The organism is Nocardia sp. NPDC046473 (assembly GCF_040645995.1).
Taxonomy (GTDB): Bacteria; Actinomycetota; Actinomycetes; order Mycobacteriales; family Mycobacteriaceae; genus Nocardia.
This window is the reverse complement of record NZ_JBEYZJ010000003.1, coordinates 375,500-391,341: the sequence shown is the minus strand read 5'-3', so window position 1 is coordinate 391,341 and position 15,842 is coordinate 375,500. Positions and strand designations below refer to the sequence as shown.

Sequence of the window (15,842 nt, the reverse complement as noted above, 5' to 3'; positions counted from 1 at the left end):
CGCACGACTTCTGCTGGTGAATTTCACCAGCGGTCGGCGTAGGCGCTGGCCCGTTCGGCCGCGGTGACCATCGGGCGCAGCTGGGCGATGAAACCGTGCGCGGTTACCGGAACGATGTCGACGTCGGTGCCGGTGCGCACCGAGTAGCGACCGTCGTCGACCACATCGATCCAGCAGAGCACCCCGAACGGACGCAGTTCACCCTCGCCGCGCCTGGCGGACACCACGATCTGACCGATGCCGTCACGCGGCTGCCGCAGCATTCTGCGGATGCGGCTTGGCACCGTCGGCCCCGCGACCGGAACGGTGACCAGGTCGCGGCTGTCCTCGCCGACCCGGGTCAGCGGCGCGGTCAGTCGTGGCGTGGTGCCCGGCGTCCGCTCCGGCAGCATCGAAACGACCCGGGCGGTCAGGCTTTTCACACTGCCGACGAACAGCCGGATATCACCGCCGCGGTCCGCGGTCGCGCCGGGTCGCTGCGCGGCCACCACCGCGACATTGCCCGCCGCGGCGCCGAGCACCCGCACCGGCCGGACCGCGTCCGAGCCCGGCGCGCCGTCGCGTTCGCCGAACACCTCGATCCGCAGTTCCGGCGCGCCGAGCACGCGAAGCGCCGCTTCTAGGTCGGCGTCGAGCACCCGATCGCACCAACTCTGCAATGCCGGTAGTTGGGTGTCGCGCTCAGCGGTGTCGCGCGCGGACAAACGGACGGCCAGCGGATACGGAATCCGGTCGCCGTCGGTGCGCGCCCAGGCCAGCGCGAACTGGTCCGGCGTCAGCGTCCAATTCACTCCAGCTCGGTCCACTCGCCGAGCACCGGCGGCGTGGTCGGATCGATGGCGCCGATCAGCTCGCCGTTGTCGTCGGACGGTTCGAGATAGGTCGGGAGGTCATCGAAGTGGAAGTCGTCCTCGTCCTCCTCGTCGAAGCGCGCGGCGCGTGCGCTCGCGTTGGCGGCGTTCGCGGCGACGCTGGATCCTTGGCGGGGTGCGTCACCCGCGACCATCGCCCCACCCATCAGGCCGCCCATCGCGCCCGCGCCGAGACCACTGACCGCGTCGCTGCTGCTGTTACTACTACTGCCGCGTCGCTCGTCGCGCTTGCGCGGCTCGTCGGCGTTCGAGCTCGCAGTGCCCGGTGTGGTCGGGACAACGACCTGTTGAGCCGACGCGGCGGTGGTGCTCGGTGTCGCAGCCGCAGTGGCGGCGGGCGCGGTGTGCAGCCTGGTCGCGGCCGGTGCCAAGGACAGCGGCGTATCCGTTGCGGCCGCTGTGACTCGGGGTGCGGCAGGTGCGGCGGGACTTCCCGCGCCCGCATCGGTAGCTCCACTGGCGGCGGCAACCGTCGCTGCCGGTGTGGTTTCGTCTTGCTGCTGTTCGGACGCGACCTGCTCCTCGACCGGCGCCTCCGCGGCCGGTGCGTCGGCGGGTTGCGCCGCGAGTGACGAGGTGTTCAGTGGAACCTGTTGCGCGACAGGAGTTCCCGCATCGACGCCGGACCCGGTCACCTTGCTGACCGGTGCACCGCTCGGCGTGGTCGGCGCGTCACCGAACTGCTCGTCCAGGAATGCGGGCACGTCGGTGCCGGTCGGGATGAACACGCCGGTGTAGATGTCGTTCATCGAGCGCACGATGTCCTGACGCGTGTGCTCGGTCGTCTTCTGGTCGGCGACATTGCTGGTGGCCTGCGTCGGATCTAGCAGCGCCGCACCCAGATCGGGTGTCTTCCCGGACGGCGCGGACACCGCGGCCCGCAAGGCCTCCGCCGCGTCGCCCGCCTGACCTAACCGCTGCGAGACGACGGCCAGCACGTCGGCGAGGTCCTGCCCGGTCTGCTCGAATCCCTGTACGGCTTCGGCAGCGCGTTGGGCCGCACTGCCGCGCCAGCCATCGGCGATGGCCGCGCGAATCTCGATGTGCGCCTGCGAGACCGCGTCGGCCAGCCCGGCCGCTGCGGCACCCCAGGCCTGCTGCCCGCCGGTGAGCACGGCGGGCTTCATCAGCTGAACCTTCTCGTGGATCTCCTGATGGGTGAGGTTGTCGAAGACCTCGACGGTCGGCGCGTACGGCGGGTCGTTGCGCCTGCTGAGCGTGCGCTCGGGCGTGTGCGGCAACTTACGCATGGGCTGCTCCCTCCGCGTCGAGTCGGCCGACGGCCGAGGCGAGCACATGGTCGGCGCGATGGTAGGCCGCGCCGGCGGCCCGGAAGGTCAGCGCGAGTTCCCTGGCGGCTTCGGCGTATTCCCACAATCGGGTGAGCGCTGCGTGCGCCTTCGTCTCGAAGCCGGCGCGCAGCGCGTCGCCGGAGGCGAACCCGCCGAACCCGGGCAGCGAGGAGGCCGCGTTGAGCGACCGGATCTGATCCTCGATCTGATTGGCCAGTTGCTCGTAGCGGCGCGCGCATCGTTCGTGCACCCCGCTCGCGACGAGCACGCGGTCGATCCACAGCTCGCCGTCGTTGACCGCGGTGTGTAGCCCCGCGGCACTGACACCGGGCGCCGTGAATTCCGACAGATCCGGGCTTGCGACCCCATTGGCGTTCTCGTTAGATGGCACCTGACGTCCCCCTTCCTCATCTCTGAGCGAGGCTCAGCTCACGGGCGCCGTGCCAACCCCACGACGACACCCTGCATCCAGTCCGCGATGTCGGCAGCGACTCGCGCGTGCACCGGCTCGTGCAGCAGATCATGCCCGGCATCGGCGTACTCGCGTAAATCTACCGATTCGTGGCGCTGAGTCCATACCCTGACCGCATCAATCGGCGCTCGCCGATCCTCGACGCCGTGCACCGCGAGGATCGGAAGGTTGCGCGGCAGCGGTGTTCCCAGCGCGCCGGGCGTGCCCCCACCGAGCGCCCGCTTCGACACTCCGGACAGCACCAGGCCGCGCACCGCGTCGGCCGCAACGGCGGGCCGCAGCGGGTAGGCGCGCTCCAAAGCGCTGGTATCCGCGGCCGCCGCGCCTCTTTCCGGCTCCGCGGCGCCGAATAGACCGAGCACAGTGACCGCGCCGAGCGAATGGCCCATCAGGACCAGCGGCGGTGCCGGCGCCGTGGCGCGCACGAGGTCGAACAGCCGCGCCGCGTCCGCCACCAACTCCACCAGCGTGCCGGGGTTGCCGTGATCGCCCTCGCTGAGTCCCTGTCCCGAGGTGTCGAGCGCCCACGTTTCGATGCCCGCGGCCTTCAGCGTCCTGGCGAATCGGTGGTAGTGGCCGCTGTGCTGACCTATTCCGGGCAGCAGCAGTATTGTCGCAACGCTGTTTTCGATCGGCCACCGCCGATAATGCATCCGGCCGCGCTCGCCGTCGAAAAATGGCATCCCCTGATCTTGCCAAAGATTTTGTCGCTCATGGGACTTCACGATGTATCCGGCCGCCGTCGCGCGTCTTCGCCCCGGCCAGGCACGGTGTGAGAACGGACCTCTTCTGTTCAGGTGGCTAGACTCCCAGCCGATTGCTCTACCGGCTTGCAGAGACCGAGGTGCCCGTTGAGAAGACTCCGTCGCCCAGGCTCCGTGCTGTGGCCCGCCGCCCTGATCGCCTTGGCGTGCACCGCGCCGGCCGCCACCGCGGACCCGCTCGCCGCGCAGCCGGTCGCCGCATGCGCGCCCGCGCTCGCCGCGACCGCGGTACCCGCCGGAGTACCGATGCTCGACTGGTCGGAGAACGTCGGTTACGACGTCGCCGGCAACCTGTGGGTCTCGCGGGTGTACCGCAATGTGGTGCAGCGCTATGACCGTTCCGGTGCGCTGACCGCGACCGTTCCGGTCGACTTCCCCGGTGCCGTGCGCAGTGGCCCGGATGGCTTGCTCTATGTCGTCTACGGGGACACGCCGACCAGCCTGGTCAGTCCCGGCGGCGTGGTCCGTTTCGACCCGACAGCGGCCGACCCGAAGCCCGAGGTCTTCGTCTCCGGGGTGCGAACCATGCCCAACGGCGCCGCGTTCGACGCGGACGGCAACCTCTACCTCGGTGCGTCGTTGTCCGGCGTGATCCGGGTCCGCCCGGACGGCACCATCGACACGGCGTGGACCGACCAGGCTCCCAAGGGAAGTGCGAACGGTGTCGTCGTGCGCGACCGCGTGCTCTACGTCACCTCCAACGGCGGCCCGCTCGGCCGGATTCTGCGCGTCCCGATCGATGCTCCCGGCGCCGCCTCTGTTGTCGCGGACATCGCTTCACCGTTGCCCGGTATTCCGGACTTCACCGATGATCTCCTCGTCGATTCGTCCGGAATCCTTTATGTGACCACAGTTTTCGGCCAACTCGTCCGCGTCGATCCGGCTACCGGCGCTGCCTGCGCCGTGCTGAGCGGTGAGCCGTTGACCTCGGTCGTCGCCATGCCGGGGCAGCCCGATCAGCTGATCGCGGGTACCGAGAACGGTGCGGTCCTGCGAATTCAGTTGCCGCGCTGAGCGTCAGCTGGAAGCGGGCCGCCGATAGCGCGGTCGATGCGCGCGGCCACCGTGCGCAGCTGTCGGAACAGCTCCGGCGGTTCGTGCACCTCGAAATCGACGCCGAGGGCAATCAGCCGGTGCGCCAACCATTCCGGGGAGTCGTCGCGGTGGGTGTCGAGGCGACAGGTGTTCTCGTCGATTGCGATGACGTCGCCCGGTTCGTCGCCCAGTCGACCGGTGATCCGTCTCGCGGGCGCGTGAATGGTGACCGAGAGGCGGAAAGTCGGCGTGCCCCAGTTGGTTCGGTGCCCGGCCACATATGCGGCGGGATCGGCGGCGGGTAGTTCGCGCGGCCTGAACCGGGCGGCGGTCGGCTGTGGTCGCTCGATGCGATCGACCCGGTAGATGCGCCAGTCATTGCGATCGACGTCGAAGCCGACGAGGTACCAGCGATGCCGCGATGGAACGAGTCCGGCCGGTTCGGCATGTCGTCGCGATTCCGCGCCACCGCCATCGCGATACGTGAAACGCACACGCTCCCTGTTGGTTACGGCAGCGGCCAGCGCCGTCAGCACCTCCGGATCCACCAGCGGACCGGTGTCGGTGGGCAGCGCCAGCGCGGTGCCGAGCACGCGCACCCTGCGGCGCAGCTTCGTCGGCAGCACTTGCTCCAGCTTGGTGAGCGCGCGCACCGACGCCTCCTCGATGCCCGCGACCGCATATCCCGCGGCGGCCCGTAGACCCACCGCGATGGCGACCGCCTCGTCGTCCTCGACCAGCAGCGGCGGCAGCGCCGACCCGGCCACCAGGCGATAGCCGCCCGCCGCGCCCATCGTCGCGTCCACCGGATAGCCCAGCTCACGCAGCCGGTCGATATCGCGGCGTACCGTGCGATCGGTGACACCGAGCCGTTCGGCCAGTTCGCTGCCCGGCCATTCGCGCGGGGTCTGCAACAGCGACAGCAGGCGCAGCAACCGAGCGGGTGTGTCGTTCATGAATTCGAGGATTCCAGAAAACTAGGACATAGCTGGTCCTAGATCACTCCTAACGTGGTGCACAGATCGCCAGAACAACCGCAAGGAGCAGCACCGATGACCGACAATCGCACCGCAATTCGCCCGTTCCGCATCGACATCGCGCAGGCCGACCTGGACGACCTGAACGACCGGTTGCGCCGCACCCGCTGGTCGGCGCAGCTGCCCGGTTCGGGTCGGGACCGCGGCGTACCGGTCGCTTACCTGCAAGAGCTCGCCGACTACTGGCGGACCGAATTCGACTGGCGCGCACAGGAAGCCGCATTGAACGAGTTTCCGCAGTTCAGCACCGAAATCGACGGCCTCGACGTGCATTTCGTGCACGTGCGCTCGCCCGAGCCGGACGCGGTGCCGCTGATCCTGACCCACGGCTGGCCGAACACCTTCGTCGAATTCAGCAAAACCATTGGCCTGCTCAGCGATCCGCGTAAGCACGGCCTCGACCCGGCGCAGGCCTTCCATGTCGTGGTGCCGTCGGTGCCCGGCTTCGCGTTCTCGGAGGGACCGCACGAAGTGGGGATGACGCCGGGCCGGGTGGCCGGGATGTGGCTCGAGCTGATGACTCGGCTCGGCTACCGGCGATTCGGGGCCCAGGGCGGCGATCTCGGCGCCTACGTCGCGCCCGAGCTGGCGATCGCGGCGCCGGATCGGGTGATCGGCGTGCACATCGACGGCGGCATCGGCATGCCGACCGCGGCCGACGTGCCGACCATGAACCCGGACGAGCGCGCCGAATGGGATCTGATGCAGAAGTGGATGACCGGTGTGAACCACCACGTCCTGTTGCACGCCGCGCCGCAGACCTTCGCGCATGCCTGGACCGACTCGCCGGTCGGCCTGCTCGGCTGGCTGATACACAAGTTCAACGAATTCGCGCCGCTCGCCGACCGGGCCGAGGACGTCATCGACCGAGATCACCTGCTCACGAACATCAGCCTGTACTGGTTCACCAATACGGCGGCCAGCTCATCCTGGCCGATGTACAACGGCCTCGGCGACAACGGTTTTGCCTGGCCCAAGGGGCAAAAGCTGGTGCCGACCGGCGTTTACGGCGGCGGTTCCGCGCTGATGCTGCGACTTGCCCAGCGCGACAACGACATCGCGCACTGGCCGGAGGGCAACACCGGCAATCACTTCGTCCCGATGGAACTTCCGGAGATGCACGTCGCCGACATCCGCGCCTTCTTCGCGAAGGTCAGTTGAATCGGACTGTGCGGCACCGTCACCCGTGGCGGTGCCGTCGGGTCAGTTGGCAGGCTTGCTGAACTCGCCGTGCACCGCCGCACCGGCAGGCGCGCTCGGGGTGGTCGGCGTCGGCGGAGCGGGCGGTGCCGGTGCGGGAGCGGCCTCGGGTGCCGGGGGAGCGGGCGCGGGGGCCGGTGCCGGAGCAGCGGGCGCAGGCGCGGGCTGCTGCTCGACGGTCGGCGCGGGCTCCGGGCCGATCTCGGTCCCGTTGGGTCCCGGTGTGACCAGTCCCGGAGCGTTCGTGTTCGACGGCTTCGGCTGGATCACCGGCTGGTCCGGCACCATGAAGGTGCCGACGGTCGGCGTCATCAAGCAGTGCGCGAACGGGTAGTCGATGATGCCCCACATCGAGGCGATCACCGTGCCGGGCCCGCTGTTCACCGTCTTGGACAGCGACGGCAGGCCGTACTCGGTGATGTCGTCGAGCGGGTCGATCCCGCTGGCGCCGTTGTTGATGTTGACCCAGGCCACGACGAGGCCCGAGGCCAGCGGCGTGCCGGTGTGCGCGGGCGTCGCGCTGAAGCGCAGGGTGCCCGGCGCGACATTGAGGTCCTGGCTGTTGCCGACCCCGTCGGTGGTCGCGGCGGCGATGATGGTGGTGACCGGCCCGATGCTGCCGCAGCCGAAAGTGGGTGCGGCGTAGGCGAACGGAGTGAAGGCGCTGGTGACGTGGCGCAGTCCGGCCACGTCGGCGAGCTTGGTGTACTCGGTCAGCGCGCCGACACCCGCCTGCACGGTCGGGTCGGGGCCTGCGGTTTCGGTGAGGTGGGCCAGCCCGGTGTCCAGCGGCGACGGTTCCGGATCGGCGGTAGCCGTACCACCGATGGTCAGCGCCGCGCCGATGCCGAGAGCTGTCACGGCCGATGCGGCGCGTGCGATGGTCCTGCCGTTCACTCGAACTCCTCGATACGCAAAGTCTCGGGGTCCCCAACCCACGTGCAGCAACGTACCAGTTCGTCCGGAATACCGCCCAGGTAGCGCAGACTTGGCCAGGTTTGGGAGACACACCGGCGAGTCTGTTCGCTGAGATCACATATCGAGCCTGTTCACTGGGTCCACATATGAAGGGCCGGAGTGGGACACATTTGCAGGTATACGCGGAGTGAGGATTACCGCGGAGTAGTTTGGACTCGGACGTTACGAGACACAGACGGAGCTGCGTATGAAAATAAGCCTGTCCCCAGACGAAGTCGCGTTCCGCGACGAACTGCGAAACATCTACCGGACCGAGATCCCCGCCGAGATCCGTGAGCGGTTCAAGTATGGCCAGGAGCTGTCCCGCGACGACATCGTCCGCTCGCACAAGGCGCTGAACGACAACGGCCTCGCGGTGCCGAACTGGCCGGTCGAGTGGGGTGGCAAGGACTGGACTCCGCTGCAGCGCCACATCTGGCAGGACGAGATGCAGCTCGCCTCGGTGCCGGACCCGCTGACGTTCAACGCGCAGATGGTCGGCCCGGTGATCGCGCACTTCGGCTCGCAGGAGCTCAAGCAGCGCTTCCTGCCGCCCACCGCCGCGCTCGACATCTGGTGGTGCCAAGGCTTTTCCGAGCCCGACGCGGGCTCGGACCTGGCCTCGCTGCGCACCACCGCGGTCCGCGACGGCGACTCCTACATCGTCAACGGCCAGAAGATCTGGACCACGCTGGCCCAGTACGCGGACTGGATCTTCTGCCTGGTGCGCACCGACCCGACCGCGGCGAAGAAGCAGGCGGGCATCTCGTTCCTGCTGTTCGACGTGAAATCGCCCGGCGTCACCATCCGCCCGATCAAGCTGATCGACGGCGGCTACGAGGTGAACGAGGTGTTCTTCGAGAACGTCCGCGTCCCGGCCGATCAACTGGTCGGCGAGGAGAACATGGGCTGGACCTACGCCAAGTTCTTGCTCGGCAACGAGCGCACCGGCATCACCGGCGTCGGCCGCACCAAGGTGAAGCTCGGCATTGCGAAAGAATATGCGGCGCAGACGAAGTCGGGTGACGGCACGCTGCTTACCGATCCGCTGTTCGCGGCGCGGGTCGCCGAACTGGAGAACGAGTTGCTCGCGCTGGAACTCACCCAGCTGCGCGTGGTCTCGAATTCCTCGGACGGTAAGCCGAATCCGGCGTCCTCGGTGCTGAAGCTGCGCGGCTCGGAGCTGCAGCAGGCCGCCACCGAGCTGCTGGTCGACATCGCGGGCCCGGACATGCTGCCGGTCGGCGCCGGTGAGATCGCCTCGCCCGGTTGGGCGCAGCGCAGCGGCCCGAGCTACCTGAACTACCGCAAGACAACCATCTACGGAGGCTCCAGCGAGGTGCAGCGCACCATCATCGCCTCCACGATCCTCGGATTGTGAGGCGCCGCCATGGATTTCGATCTCACCGATGAACAGGAAATGCTGCGGGACACGGTACGTGACCTGCTCGCCCGCAACTACGACCCCGAGACCAGGCTGAAGGTCACCGACACCGAACTCGGCTGGAGCCGCGAGGTGTGGCAGCAGCTCGCCGAACTCGGTGTGCTCGGACTGACTTTCACCGAGGAGGACGGCGGCGTCGGCGCCGGCCCGGTGGAGACGATGGTCGTGCTGCAGGAGGTGGGGCGCAGGCTGGCGCCGGAGCCGATCCTGGACGCGGTGCTGCTGCCCGGCGCGCTGATCGCCCTCGCGGGCAGCGCCGAACAGCGGCAGCGGGTGCTGCCCGAGGTGGCGGCGGGTAGCAAGCTGCTCGCCTTCGCGCACGGCGAACCCGGCATGCGCTGGCCGTCCGCCGAACTCGCCAGCACTGCTGTGCCGCAAGGTGATTCATACGCGCTGACCGGCGTCAAGAACCCGGTCATGCACGGCGACTGCGCCGACGAGTTGGTGGTCAGCGCGCAGCTGCCCGGCGGCGGCACCGGGCTGTTCCTGGTCGCGGCCGAGGCCACGGGGGTGACCCGCAGGTCCTACCGCACGGTGGACGGACAGCGCGGCGCGCAGCTCGAATTCGAGCAGGCCACCGCCGAACTGCTCAGCGGCGGTGTCGATGCGGCCGAAGCGATCCAGTCGGCGCTGGTGCAGGCGCAGGCGAGCCTGTGCGCGGAATCCGTCGGTGCGATGGCGGAGGCGCTGCGGTTGACCACCGATTATCTGAAGCAGCGCAAGCAGTTCGGGGTCACCCTGTCGAAGTTCCAGGCGCTCACGCATCGGGCGGCCGACATGTACGTCTCGCTGGAACTGGCGCGCAGCATGAGTCTCTACGCCACCGCTGCGGTCGCCGACGACGCGATCGACCCCCAGGTCGCGTCGCGGGCCCGGCTCCAGGTCGGTCGCTCGGCGCGGCACATCGGTCAGGAAGCCATCCAGATGCACGGCGGCATCGGCGTGACCGCGGAGTATCCGGTCAGTCACTACGTGGCCAGGCTGACCGCGATCGAGCGCACGTTCGGCGGCGGGCTCGAGCACCTGCGGGTGCTCAGCGCGAAGGTCGGCGAGTACGGGCTGCCCGAGCTGTAAACCCTTGCGGTGGTGTGCGATAGGCGCACCACCGCAAGTCACTCGTCGTCGGTCGACTGGCTGCCGTACGGATGCGTTGTCGGTTCGTCCGGAGTCGTCGTGGTCGGTCGCGGCCGCGTTGTCGTCGGCCGGGTGGTGGTCGGCCGCGTCGTGGGGGCTTCGGTCGTGGTCGTCGGCTCGGACGTGGTGGGCCGGGCGTCCTCGGAGGGGCGCTCGTGCGGCACGTTCCCGTTCGGCAGGGCGCCCGGCGCCTCTTCCGGTGGCGGCGTCTCGCCGGATGTCGTGGTGCTGAATCCGGTGAACGGCGTCGCATGCGGCGCCTGGTAGGGCGCGATCTGCCAGGTCGGCGACGGGGGAATCGCCACCTTCGGCATCGTCGCGCTGGATCCCTCGTGCGCGACGGGTGCCACGTTGGGGTCCGACTGCAACGGCGGGGGCGCGACGTAGGTGTCCTGCTTGCCGATTCCGCAGGCGCCGATGAGGACGAGCCCGACGGAGATCGCCCCTGCGGCGATCGCCGGACCTGCGATCTTGGTCCTGGTGCTCTCCATCGGTGATCACTCCTGCTGCGGTTCGAGTCGGCATCACCTTACTCGAGCGCGGTCCACGCGGCCAGACGAAACGGTCGCCGACGGTGCGCCGAAGCGTATCGTTTTAAACACTCTCAATTCAGATATCGAATTGATCTCTTCGGCGTGTCGTGGGCACGTGTCGCTGTCATACGGCCGGGCATAGTCGTAGCGTGTGAGCAAAGTTACGCGTGAGACGCCTGTACCCAGATGAGAGAAGCGTTGTGTGATGAACGCGGCATTGGTTCTCTGATCGGCGTCATCGAGGAGTAGATGATGGGAGCTTACTCGACAGCGTCGCAGCGGGAGTCGTCCGCAGCCGCCAAGGATGCGGTGTCGGCTACTACGCAGCATCTCGTGTCGAACAAGTCAGCGCGCTCGCTGTCCACGATCGTTTCGCGGACATTCGCCTGGCTTTTCTTCGTCGGTGGCATCGTCGGGGCTGTCCTCGGCATCGCCGGCTTACACGTCGAAATCACCGTCGCCGGACTGATTCTCGCGTGCACCGCAGGGTTGATCCTGCTCAAACTCCGCACAGGTGGCAGCGGCGGCAACGAAACAGATTGACGCCGAACCCAACTGACGCCACGACCGCACCTGACTACCGGTCGGTCGGTCGCCGAGCGATCGTGGCCGGTCACCGAAAAATTCGGGCGCGCAACGGTTTCGCCGCCTACCGTGGATGATCATGAGGATCGAGATCACCACGGATGCGGCCGAGTTCCGCTCGCGCACCGAGTCGTTCCTGCTCCGTGATCCGCTGCGGCATACCGTGATCACCACGAGCATCGCGAATCAGGTCACGGGCATCCAGACCCCCGACCGAGCCGCACAGTTCCTAGCGGTATACGCCGACGATGCCACCGTGGTCGGCGTCGCCATGCGGGCGCAACGCTGGGACGTGTATCTCGGTGAGCTGCCCGAGGGCAGCGTGGGCGCGGTGGCCGACGCGCTGGCGGAGGTGGTGCCGGAAAGCACCGGCGTCGAAGGAGTCGTCGCCGACGCGACGGAGTTCGCGCAACGCTGGAGCGACCGATTCGGCGTCAGTTTCCGGCCGTCCTTCACCAGTCGGCTGTACCGCCTCGGTGCACTGCGCATCCCCGATGTCCCCGGAACGCCGCGCCGGGCAACCGAATCGGAGCTGCCGCTGTGCCTCGAATGGGCTGCGGCCATGCACGACGATGCCGGGATCCCCGCCATCGCGCTCGACAAGGCGGCCATCGGCAAACGGGTCGCCGCAGGCATGATCTGGTTCTGGGAGCGAGATGGGCGGCCGGTAAGTTTTGCCGCCCACCAGATCCCGGTCCAGGGCTGGTCCCGCATCGGCCTCGTCTACACCCCGCCCCAACAGCGCGGCCACGGCTACGCCAGCGCCGTCACCGCCCACATCGCGCAGGTGCTACGGGCCGAGAATCTGGACGTCTGCCTGTTCGCCGACACGGCCAACCGCACCGCGGGCAAGATATACCAGGCCATCGGCTTCCATCCGACGCACGAATTCGTGCACCACGAATTCAGTTAGCCGACTTCGTGTTCCACCGCCGGTGCGAACTCAGTTCAGCGGGGTCGAGCGCCACCAGCGCAGGGTCTGATCGATGGAACCGGAGCCGTCGGTGAACATCAGGTACTGGGCGCGGTCCGGATCACCTGTGAAAACAGTGACGATCTTCGGGCCGCTGGCATCGAATTTGTAGTTGGTATAAGACTTTCCGCCATTGGAGTCCATCGACTTGCTGTTGGACGGCAGCGTCTTCAGTACCGACTGGGCGTCGGCGGCGGACTTGTAGACATAGATGCGGTAGAGCGGATCCGCGTTGTCGCCGCCGCCGTAGCAGCGCCACTGCCAGGCCCAGGCACCGAACTCCGGGTCACCATCGCTCGGCGTCGGCGTGTAGCTTGTGTCGGTATTCCAGCATTTGGCGCCGTTGTAGCCGACCTGCTCGGTCTTGGTCGCGGGCACCATGCGCGGGAATTCGGCGCTGATCGAGTCCGCGGTCGCGGGCACGGCGGTGCCGGGCCGGGCACCGGCCGAGGTGGTTGTCGTGGTGTTCGAGGACGAACTGGAATCGCTGACCGCGCCGATGATGGCGAGCGTCACCAGGATGAGCACCACGGCGGCAAGGCAGATGCCGACGATCAGGCCGACATGGGATTTCTTCGGCGGTCGCCCGCCGACACTGACCGGGGACATGGGTGGCGGCGGGGTGTAGTTGTTGTAGCCGGATTGCGGCCCGGAGTTGTACCCGGATTGCGGCCCCGTGTACGGGTTGGTCGGCTGTGCTGCCTGCCCGGCCCCGTGCTGCTGGGCCACCAGGGTGGCCGGGGGTGGCGTCGGGAAGGATTGTCCCGCAAGGTAATTCGGCCCGCTCTGTGGTCGCCCCTGGCCGTATGGTCCCTGGTAGGGCGCGCCGGAAGTCGGGGTGGGCGGTCCGGTGGTCGGCCGGGGACCTGTGGTCGGCCTCGGTCCGGTGGTCGGGCGCGGTCCGCTCACCGGGGTCGGCGGCGCGGTGAACGGCCGCGGGCCGCCGATCACCGGTATCGATGGTGCGCTGGGATTGGTGAGCGCATGCTGGGCGGCCGCTGCGAAGTCGGCGCAGCTCGGGAACCTCTCGTCCGGTCGCTTCGCCATCGCCTTGGCCAGCACGCTGTCCAGCGCGTACGGCAGGCCCTGGCGGTGGCTGCTCAATGCGGGCGGCGCACCCTGCAGATGACCTTGGATCACCGCCGCGGGGTTGGTCGCCGAGAACGGGCCGGTCCCGGTGAACAACCAGAACAGCGAGCACGCCAGCGAATACTGATCCGAGCGGTGGTCCAGCGACGAGCCGGTGAGCTGTTCGGGCGACGCGTAAGCCAGTGTGGCGGTGAAGGTTCCGGTCTGGGTGAGATGGCCGGTGTCGTCCCGGAAGCGGGCGATGCCGAAGTCGGTGAGGTAGACGCGCTCGCCGCGGCCGCTGCCGGAGCGGGCGAGCAGGATGTTCGCGGGCTTCACGTCTCGATGCAGCACGCCGATACCGTGCGCGTAGTCGAGGGCGTCCGCGGTTTCCTTGATGATCTGCACGGCGCGTTCGGGTGGCAGCGCCTGCGGTTGCACCGACGCGGCGTCGATACCGTCGATGTACTGCATGGAGATCCACAGCTGTTCGTCGTCGAGCCCACGGTCGTAGACCGTGACGATGTTCGGGTGATCGAGCTGGGCGACCAGATCCGCCTCCCGTTCGAACCGCGCCCGCACCTCCTTGTCGAAGAACATCTCCCGGTTCAGCAGCTTCAACGCGGTCATCCGCGGCAGCCGAGGATGTTTCGCCAGGTAGACCGAACCCATGCCACCGCGACCCAGTTGCCGCTCGATGACATAACCGGCGAAAACGTCACCGCTGGCCAGCATGTCTGCTCCACTTCCCGCCGCCCGTCGGGACCCACCGACGAACAGGCGCACAGCATAAGAACGCGCGATCAGGCACGGGCCGGACCACGGAAAACATCGAAACCATAGCAGTAGTCACTGAACCGAAGGCCACCCAGCGAAAGCGGGGTAATACCAGTGACATTCGATAGCGAACCGCTATCGGCGGAGGCCGCGCGTCCGGCGGCGGCTGCTGCCGTCGGGGTGCTGAGCCGGGGCGCATGGGCAGGTTCGGCAGTTCGATGGTGCCGCGCCGGACCGTCCGGCGCGGCGGCAGGAAGGCCGGTGGCGGAACGGGTCTCGACTGTGGTACCGGTCTCGACGGCGGTGGTGCGGATGTTGTTGGGGGCGCGGTTGTTTCGCGCGGGGTCGGTCCGGTCTCCGCGGCGGCGGGTGTTCGGCTGTCGGGCGGCGCGCTCTGGTCTGGTGGGCTCGTCGAGTAAGGCGGCCGGTCTGGTGGCGTTGAGTGGGGCGAATGGCCCGGCGGCACCGTCGGGCGGTGCGGACCGTCTGGCGGCACCGTCGGGCGGTGCGGACCGTCTGGCGGCACCGTCGGGGCGTGCCTATGGTCCGATGCCCCCGTCGAATGAGGCGACCGGTCTGGTGGCGGCGTTGAGCGGTGCGGATGGTCTGGTGGGTACGTCGAGTGAGGCGGACGCCCAGGCGGCGTCGTCGAGTGGGGCGGACGGTCCGGTGGGAACGTGCGCGTGGGGGGAACCGGCTCGGGCCGTGCGTTGGGGGTGAATCCGCCGTGCGCGGGCCCGGCTTGGTGCCGCGATCTGCCGACCGCGAGTGCGTGGCGGGCCGCGGCGGCGAACTCCACGCAGTCGGCGAACCGGTCGGCGGGAGTCTTGGCCATCGCGCGGGCCAGTACCCCGTCCAGCGTGGGCGGCAGGCCGGGGCGCAGCCGGCTGAGCGTCGGCACCGGCGCGAACAAGTGGCTGTTGACCACCGCGGCCGGATTCACGCCGGGATAGGGCGCCGCACCGGTCAGCAACCAGAACAACGTGCACGCGAGCGAGTACTGATCGGCCCGATCGTCCAGCGGCTGCCCCATCAACTGTTCCGGCGCGCCGAACGCCAGCGTCGCGGTGATCGACCCCTTCGAGCTGAGCGTGGTGTCGCTGCCGCGCACGCCCGCGATGCCGAAGTCGGTGAGCAGCACCCGCTCCGGCTGCCCGATCGGCGCCTTGGCCAGCAGGATGTTGGCCGGTTTCACGTCGCGGTGCAGCACCTCGTTGGCATGCGCGAAATCGAGCGCGATGGCGGTATCGCTGATGATCTGCACGGCCCGCCCCGGCTCGAGCACGTTCACGTCCGCGCAGGAGGCGTCCGCGCCGGGCACGTACTGCATGGAGATCCACAGCTGCTGGTCCTCGGTGCCGCGGTCGTACACCGTGACGATATTGGGATGGTCGAGTTGTGCGACCAGATCGGCTTCCCGCTCGAAGCGGCGCCGGATCTCGACCTCGCTGTACAGCTCGCGTTTGAGCAGTTTGAGCGCGGTCAGCCGCGGCAGTCGTGGATGCTCGGCCAGGTAAACGGTGCCCATGCCGCCATGGCCGAGGACACGTTTGATGACATAGCCAGCGAAGACCTGGCCGGTCTGCAACACGGTGTTCACCCCCGTTGTCGGGTCGAGCGCGCGGATACTACCGATGTATCTCGCAGGGCCCACACGATGCAACAACCGCCGTTCGGCATCCTTGGATTGCTGTCGGTG

15 protein-coding genes are annotated in these 15,842 nt (G+C 68.3%); 6 read left to right on the top strand and 9 right to left on the bottom strand.

The genetic code is table 11. The features are described from left to right. Window positions 1-23 precede the first annotated feature (23 nt). The 4 genes from ABZ942_RS11875 to ABZ942_RS11860 are packed head-to-tail and all read right to left on the bottom strand — an operon-like array spanning window position 24 to window position 3,319. The gene (locus ABZ942_RS11875; RefSeq protein ID WP_357380939.1) at window positions 24-791 is read right to left on the bottom strand and encodes an ESX secretion-associated protein EspG; all 768 of its coding nucleotides are present in this window, start codon (window positions 789-791) and stop codon (window positions 24-26) included. Continuing rightward, the gene (locus ABZ942_RS11870; RefSeq protein WP_357380937.1) at window positions 788-2,122 is read right to left on the bottom strand and encodes a hypothetical protein; all 1,335 of its coding nucleotides are present in this window, start codon (window positions 2,120-2,122) and stop codon (window positions 788-790) included. Before ABZ942_RS11870 ends, ABZ942_RS11875 begins: the two co-directional genes overlap by 4 nt. Next, on the bottom strand, window positions 2,115-2,555 hold the full coding sequence (locus tag ABZ942_RS11865) for a hypothetical protein (protein ID WP_357380936.1): 441 nt from the start codon (window positions 2,553-2,555) through the stop codon (window positions 2,115-2,117). Before ABZ942_RS11865 ends, ABZ942_RS11870 begins: the two co-directional genes overlap by 8 nt. A 38-nt stretch (window positions 2,556-2,593) precedes the next feature. Continuing rightward, window positions 2,594-3,319 carry an alpha/beta hydrolase gene (locus tag ABZ942_RS11860; protein WP_357380934.1) on the bottom strand — a complete coding sequence of 242 codons (726 nt, stop codon included), beginning with the start codon at window positions 3,317-3,319 and terminating at the stop codon, window positions 2,594-2,596. A 168-nt stretch (window positions 3,320-3,487) separates the two neighbouring features. Between ABZ942_RS11860 and ABZ942_RS11855 the strand changes: the two genes are divergently transcribed. Further along, window positions 3,488-4,414 carry a hypothetical protein gene (locus tag ABZ942_RS11855; protein ID WP_357380932.1) on the top strand — a complete coding sequence of 309 codons (927 nt, stop codon included), beginning with the start codon at window positions 3,488-3,490 and terminating at the stop codon, window positions 4,412-4,414. On the opposite strand, the gene ABZ942_RS11850 is transcribed toward ABZ942_RS11855, so the two are convergent. Next, on the bottom strand, window positions 4,399-5,391 hold the full coding sequence (locus ABZ942_RS11850; protein ID WP_357380930.1) for a YafY family protein: 993 nt from the start codon (window positions 5,389-5,391) through the stop codon (window positions 4,399-4,401). The genes ABZ942_RS11855 and ABZ942_RS11850 overlap by 16 nt on opposite strands. A gap of 96 nt (window positions 5,392-5,487) precedes the next feature. Here ABZ942_RS11850 and ABZ942_RS11845 point away from each other — a divergent pair, with 96 nt between their 5' ends. Then, window positions 5,488-6,633, top strand: a complete 1,146-nt coding sequence (locus ABZ942_RS11845; RefSeq protein ID WP_357380928.1) for an epoxide hydrolase family protein — start codon at window positions 5,488-5,490, stop codon at window positions 6,631-6,633. A 42-nt stretch (window positions 6,634-6,675) separates the two neighbouring features. Here ABZ942_RS11845 and ABZ942_RS11840 read toward each other — a convergent pair whose 3' ends face one another. After that, window positions 6,676-7,569: a hypothetical protein gene (locus ABZ942_RS11840; RefSeq protein WP_357380926.1), complete on the bottom strand. Its 894-nt coding sequence runs from the start codon at window positions 7,567-7,569 to the stop codon at window positions 6,676-6,678. A gap of 268 nt (window positions 7,570-7,837) precedes the next feature. Between ABZ942_RS11840 and ABZ942_RS11835 the strand changes: the two genes are divergently transcribed. Both ABZ942_RS11835 and ABZ942_RS11830 read left to right on the top strand, forming a co-directional pair. Next, a complete protein-coding gene (locus ABZ942_RS11835; RefSeq protein WP_357380924.1) occupies window positions 7,838-9,010 on the top strand; it encodes an acyl-CoA dehydrogenase family protein in 1,173 nt (390 codons plus the stop codon). 9 nt (window positions 9,011-9,019) lie between these two features. Continuing rightward, window positions 9,020-10,147, top strand: a complete 1,128-nt coding sequence (locus tag ABZ942_RS11830) for an acyl-CoA dehydrogenase family protein (protein WP_357380922.1) — start codon at window positions 9,020-9,022, stop codon at window positions 10,145-10,147. Window positions 10,148-10,185: 38 nt separating this feature from the next. Here ABZ942_RS11830 and ABZ942_RS11825 read toward each other — a convergent pair whose 3' ends face one another. Beyond that, window positions 10,186-10,698: a hypothetical protein gene (locus tag ABZ942_RS11825; RefSeq protein WP_357380920.1), complete on the bottom strand. Its 513-nt coding sequence runs from the start codon at window positions 10,696-10,698 to the stop codon at window positions 10,186-10,188. A 294-nt stretch (window positions 10,699-10,992) separates the two neighbouring features. Here ABZ942_RS11825 and ABZ942_RS11820 point away from each other — a divergent pair, with 294 nt between their 5' ends. Both ABZ942_RS11820 and ABZ942_RS11815 read left to right on the top strand, forming a co-directional pair. Continuing rightward, complete coding sequence (locus tag ABZ942_RS11820) at window positions 10,993-11,283, top strand: hypothetical protein (RefSeq protein WP_357380919.1); 291 nt, start codon at window positions 10,993-10,995, stop codon at window positions 11,281-11,283. Window positions 11,284-11,404: 121 nt separating this feature from the next. Then, window positions 11,405-12,238, top strand: a complete 834-nt coding sequence (locus ABZ942_RS11815) for a GNAT family N-acetyltransferase (protein ID WP_357380917.1) — start codon at window positions 11,405-11,407, stop codon at window positions 12,236-12,238. Between the two features lie 30 nt (window positions 12,239-12,268). On the opposite strand, the gene ABZ942_RS11810 is transcribed toward ABZ942_RS11815, so the two are convergent. Both ABZ942_RS11810 and ABZ942_RS11805 read right to left on the bottom strand, forming a co-directional pair. Beyond that, window positions 12,269-14,101: a serine/threonine-protein kinase gene (locus ABZ942_RS11810; RefSeq protein ID WP_357380916.1), complete on the bottom strand. Its 1,833-nt coding sequence runs from the start codon at window positions 14,099-14,101 to the stop codon at window positions 12,269-12,271. Beyond that, the gene (locus ABZ942_RS11805; RefSeq protein WP_357380914.1) at window positions 14,085-15,734 is read right to left on the bottom strand and encodes a protein kinase; all 1,650 of its coding nucleotides are present in this window, start codon (window positions 15,732-15,734) and stop codon (window positions 14,085-14,087) included. Before ABZ942_RS11805 ends, ABZ942_RS11810 begins: the two co-directional genes overlap by 17 nt. Between the last annotated feature and the right edge of the window lie 108 nt (window positions 15,735-15,842).

What these genes read in the sequence shown, in the direction of transcription:
- ABZ942_RS11870 (WP_357380937.1), bottom strand. Translation starts at nt 2,122, where the DNA reads ATGCGTAAGTTGCCGCACACGCCCGAGCGCACGCTCAGCAGGCGCAAC.
- ABZ942_RS11860 (WP_357380934.1), bottom strand. Translation starts at nt 3,319, where the DNA reads ATGCCATTTTTCGACGGCGAGCGCGGCCGGATGCATTATCGGCGGTGG.
- ABZ942_RS11850 (WP_357380930.1), bottom strand. Translation starts at nt 5,391, where the DNA reads ATGAACGACACACCCGCTCGGTTGCTGCGCCTGCTGTCGCTGTTGCAG.
- ABZ942_RS11845 (WP_357380928.1), top strand. Translation starts at nt 5,488, where the DNA reads ATGACCGACAATCGCACCGCAATTCGCCCGTTCCGCATCGACATCGCG.
- ABZ942_RS11835 (WP_357380924.1), top strand. Translation starts at nt 7,838, where the DNA reads ATGAAAATAAGCCTGTCCCCAGACGAAGTCGCGTTCCGCGACGAACTG.
- ABZ942_RS11830 (WP_357380922.1), top strand. Translation starts at nt 9,020, where the DNA reads ATGGATTTCGATCTCACCGATGAACAGGAAATGCTGCGGGACACGGTA.
- ABZ942_RS11825 (WP_357380920.1), bottom strand. Translation starts at nt 10,698, where the DNA reads ATGGAGAGCACCAGGACCAAGATCGCAGGTCCGGCGATCGCCGCAGGG.
- ABZ942_RS11820 (WP_357380919.1), top strand. Translation starts at nt 10,993, where the DNA reads ATGGGAGCTTACTCGACAGCGTCGCAGCGGGAGTCGTCCGCAGCCGCC.
- ABZ942_RS11815 (WP_357380917.1), top strand. Translation starts at nt 11,405, where the DNA reads ATGAGGATCGAGATCACCACGGATGCGGCCGAGTTCCGCTCGCGCACC.
- ABZ942_RS11810 (WP_357380916.1), bottom strand. Translation starts at nt 14,101, where the DNA reads ATGCTGGCCAGCGGTGACGTTTTCGCCGGTTATGTCATCGAGCGGCAA.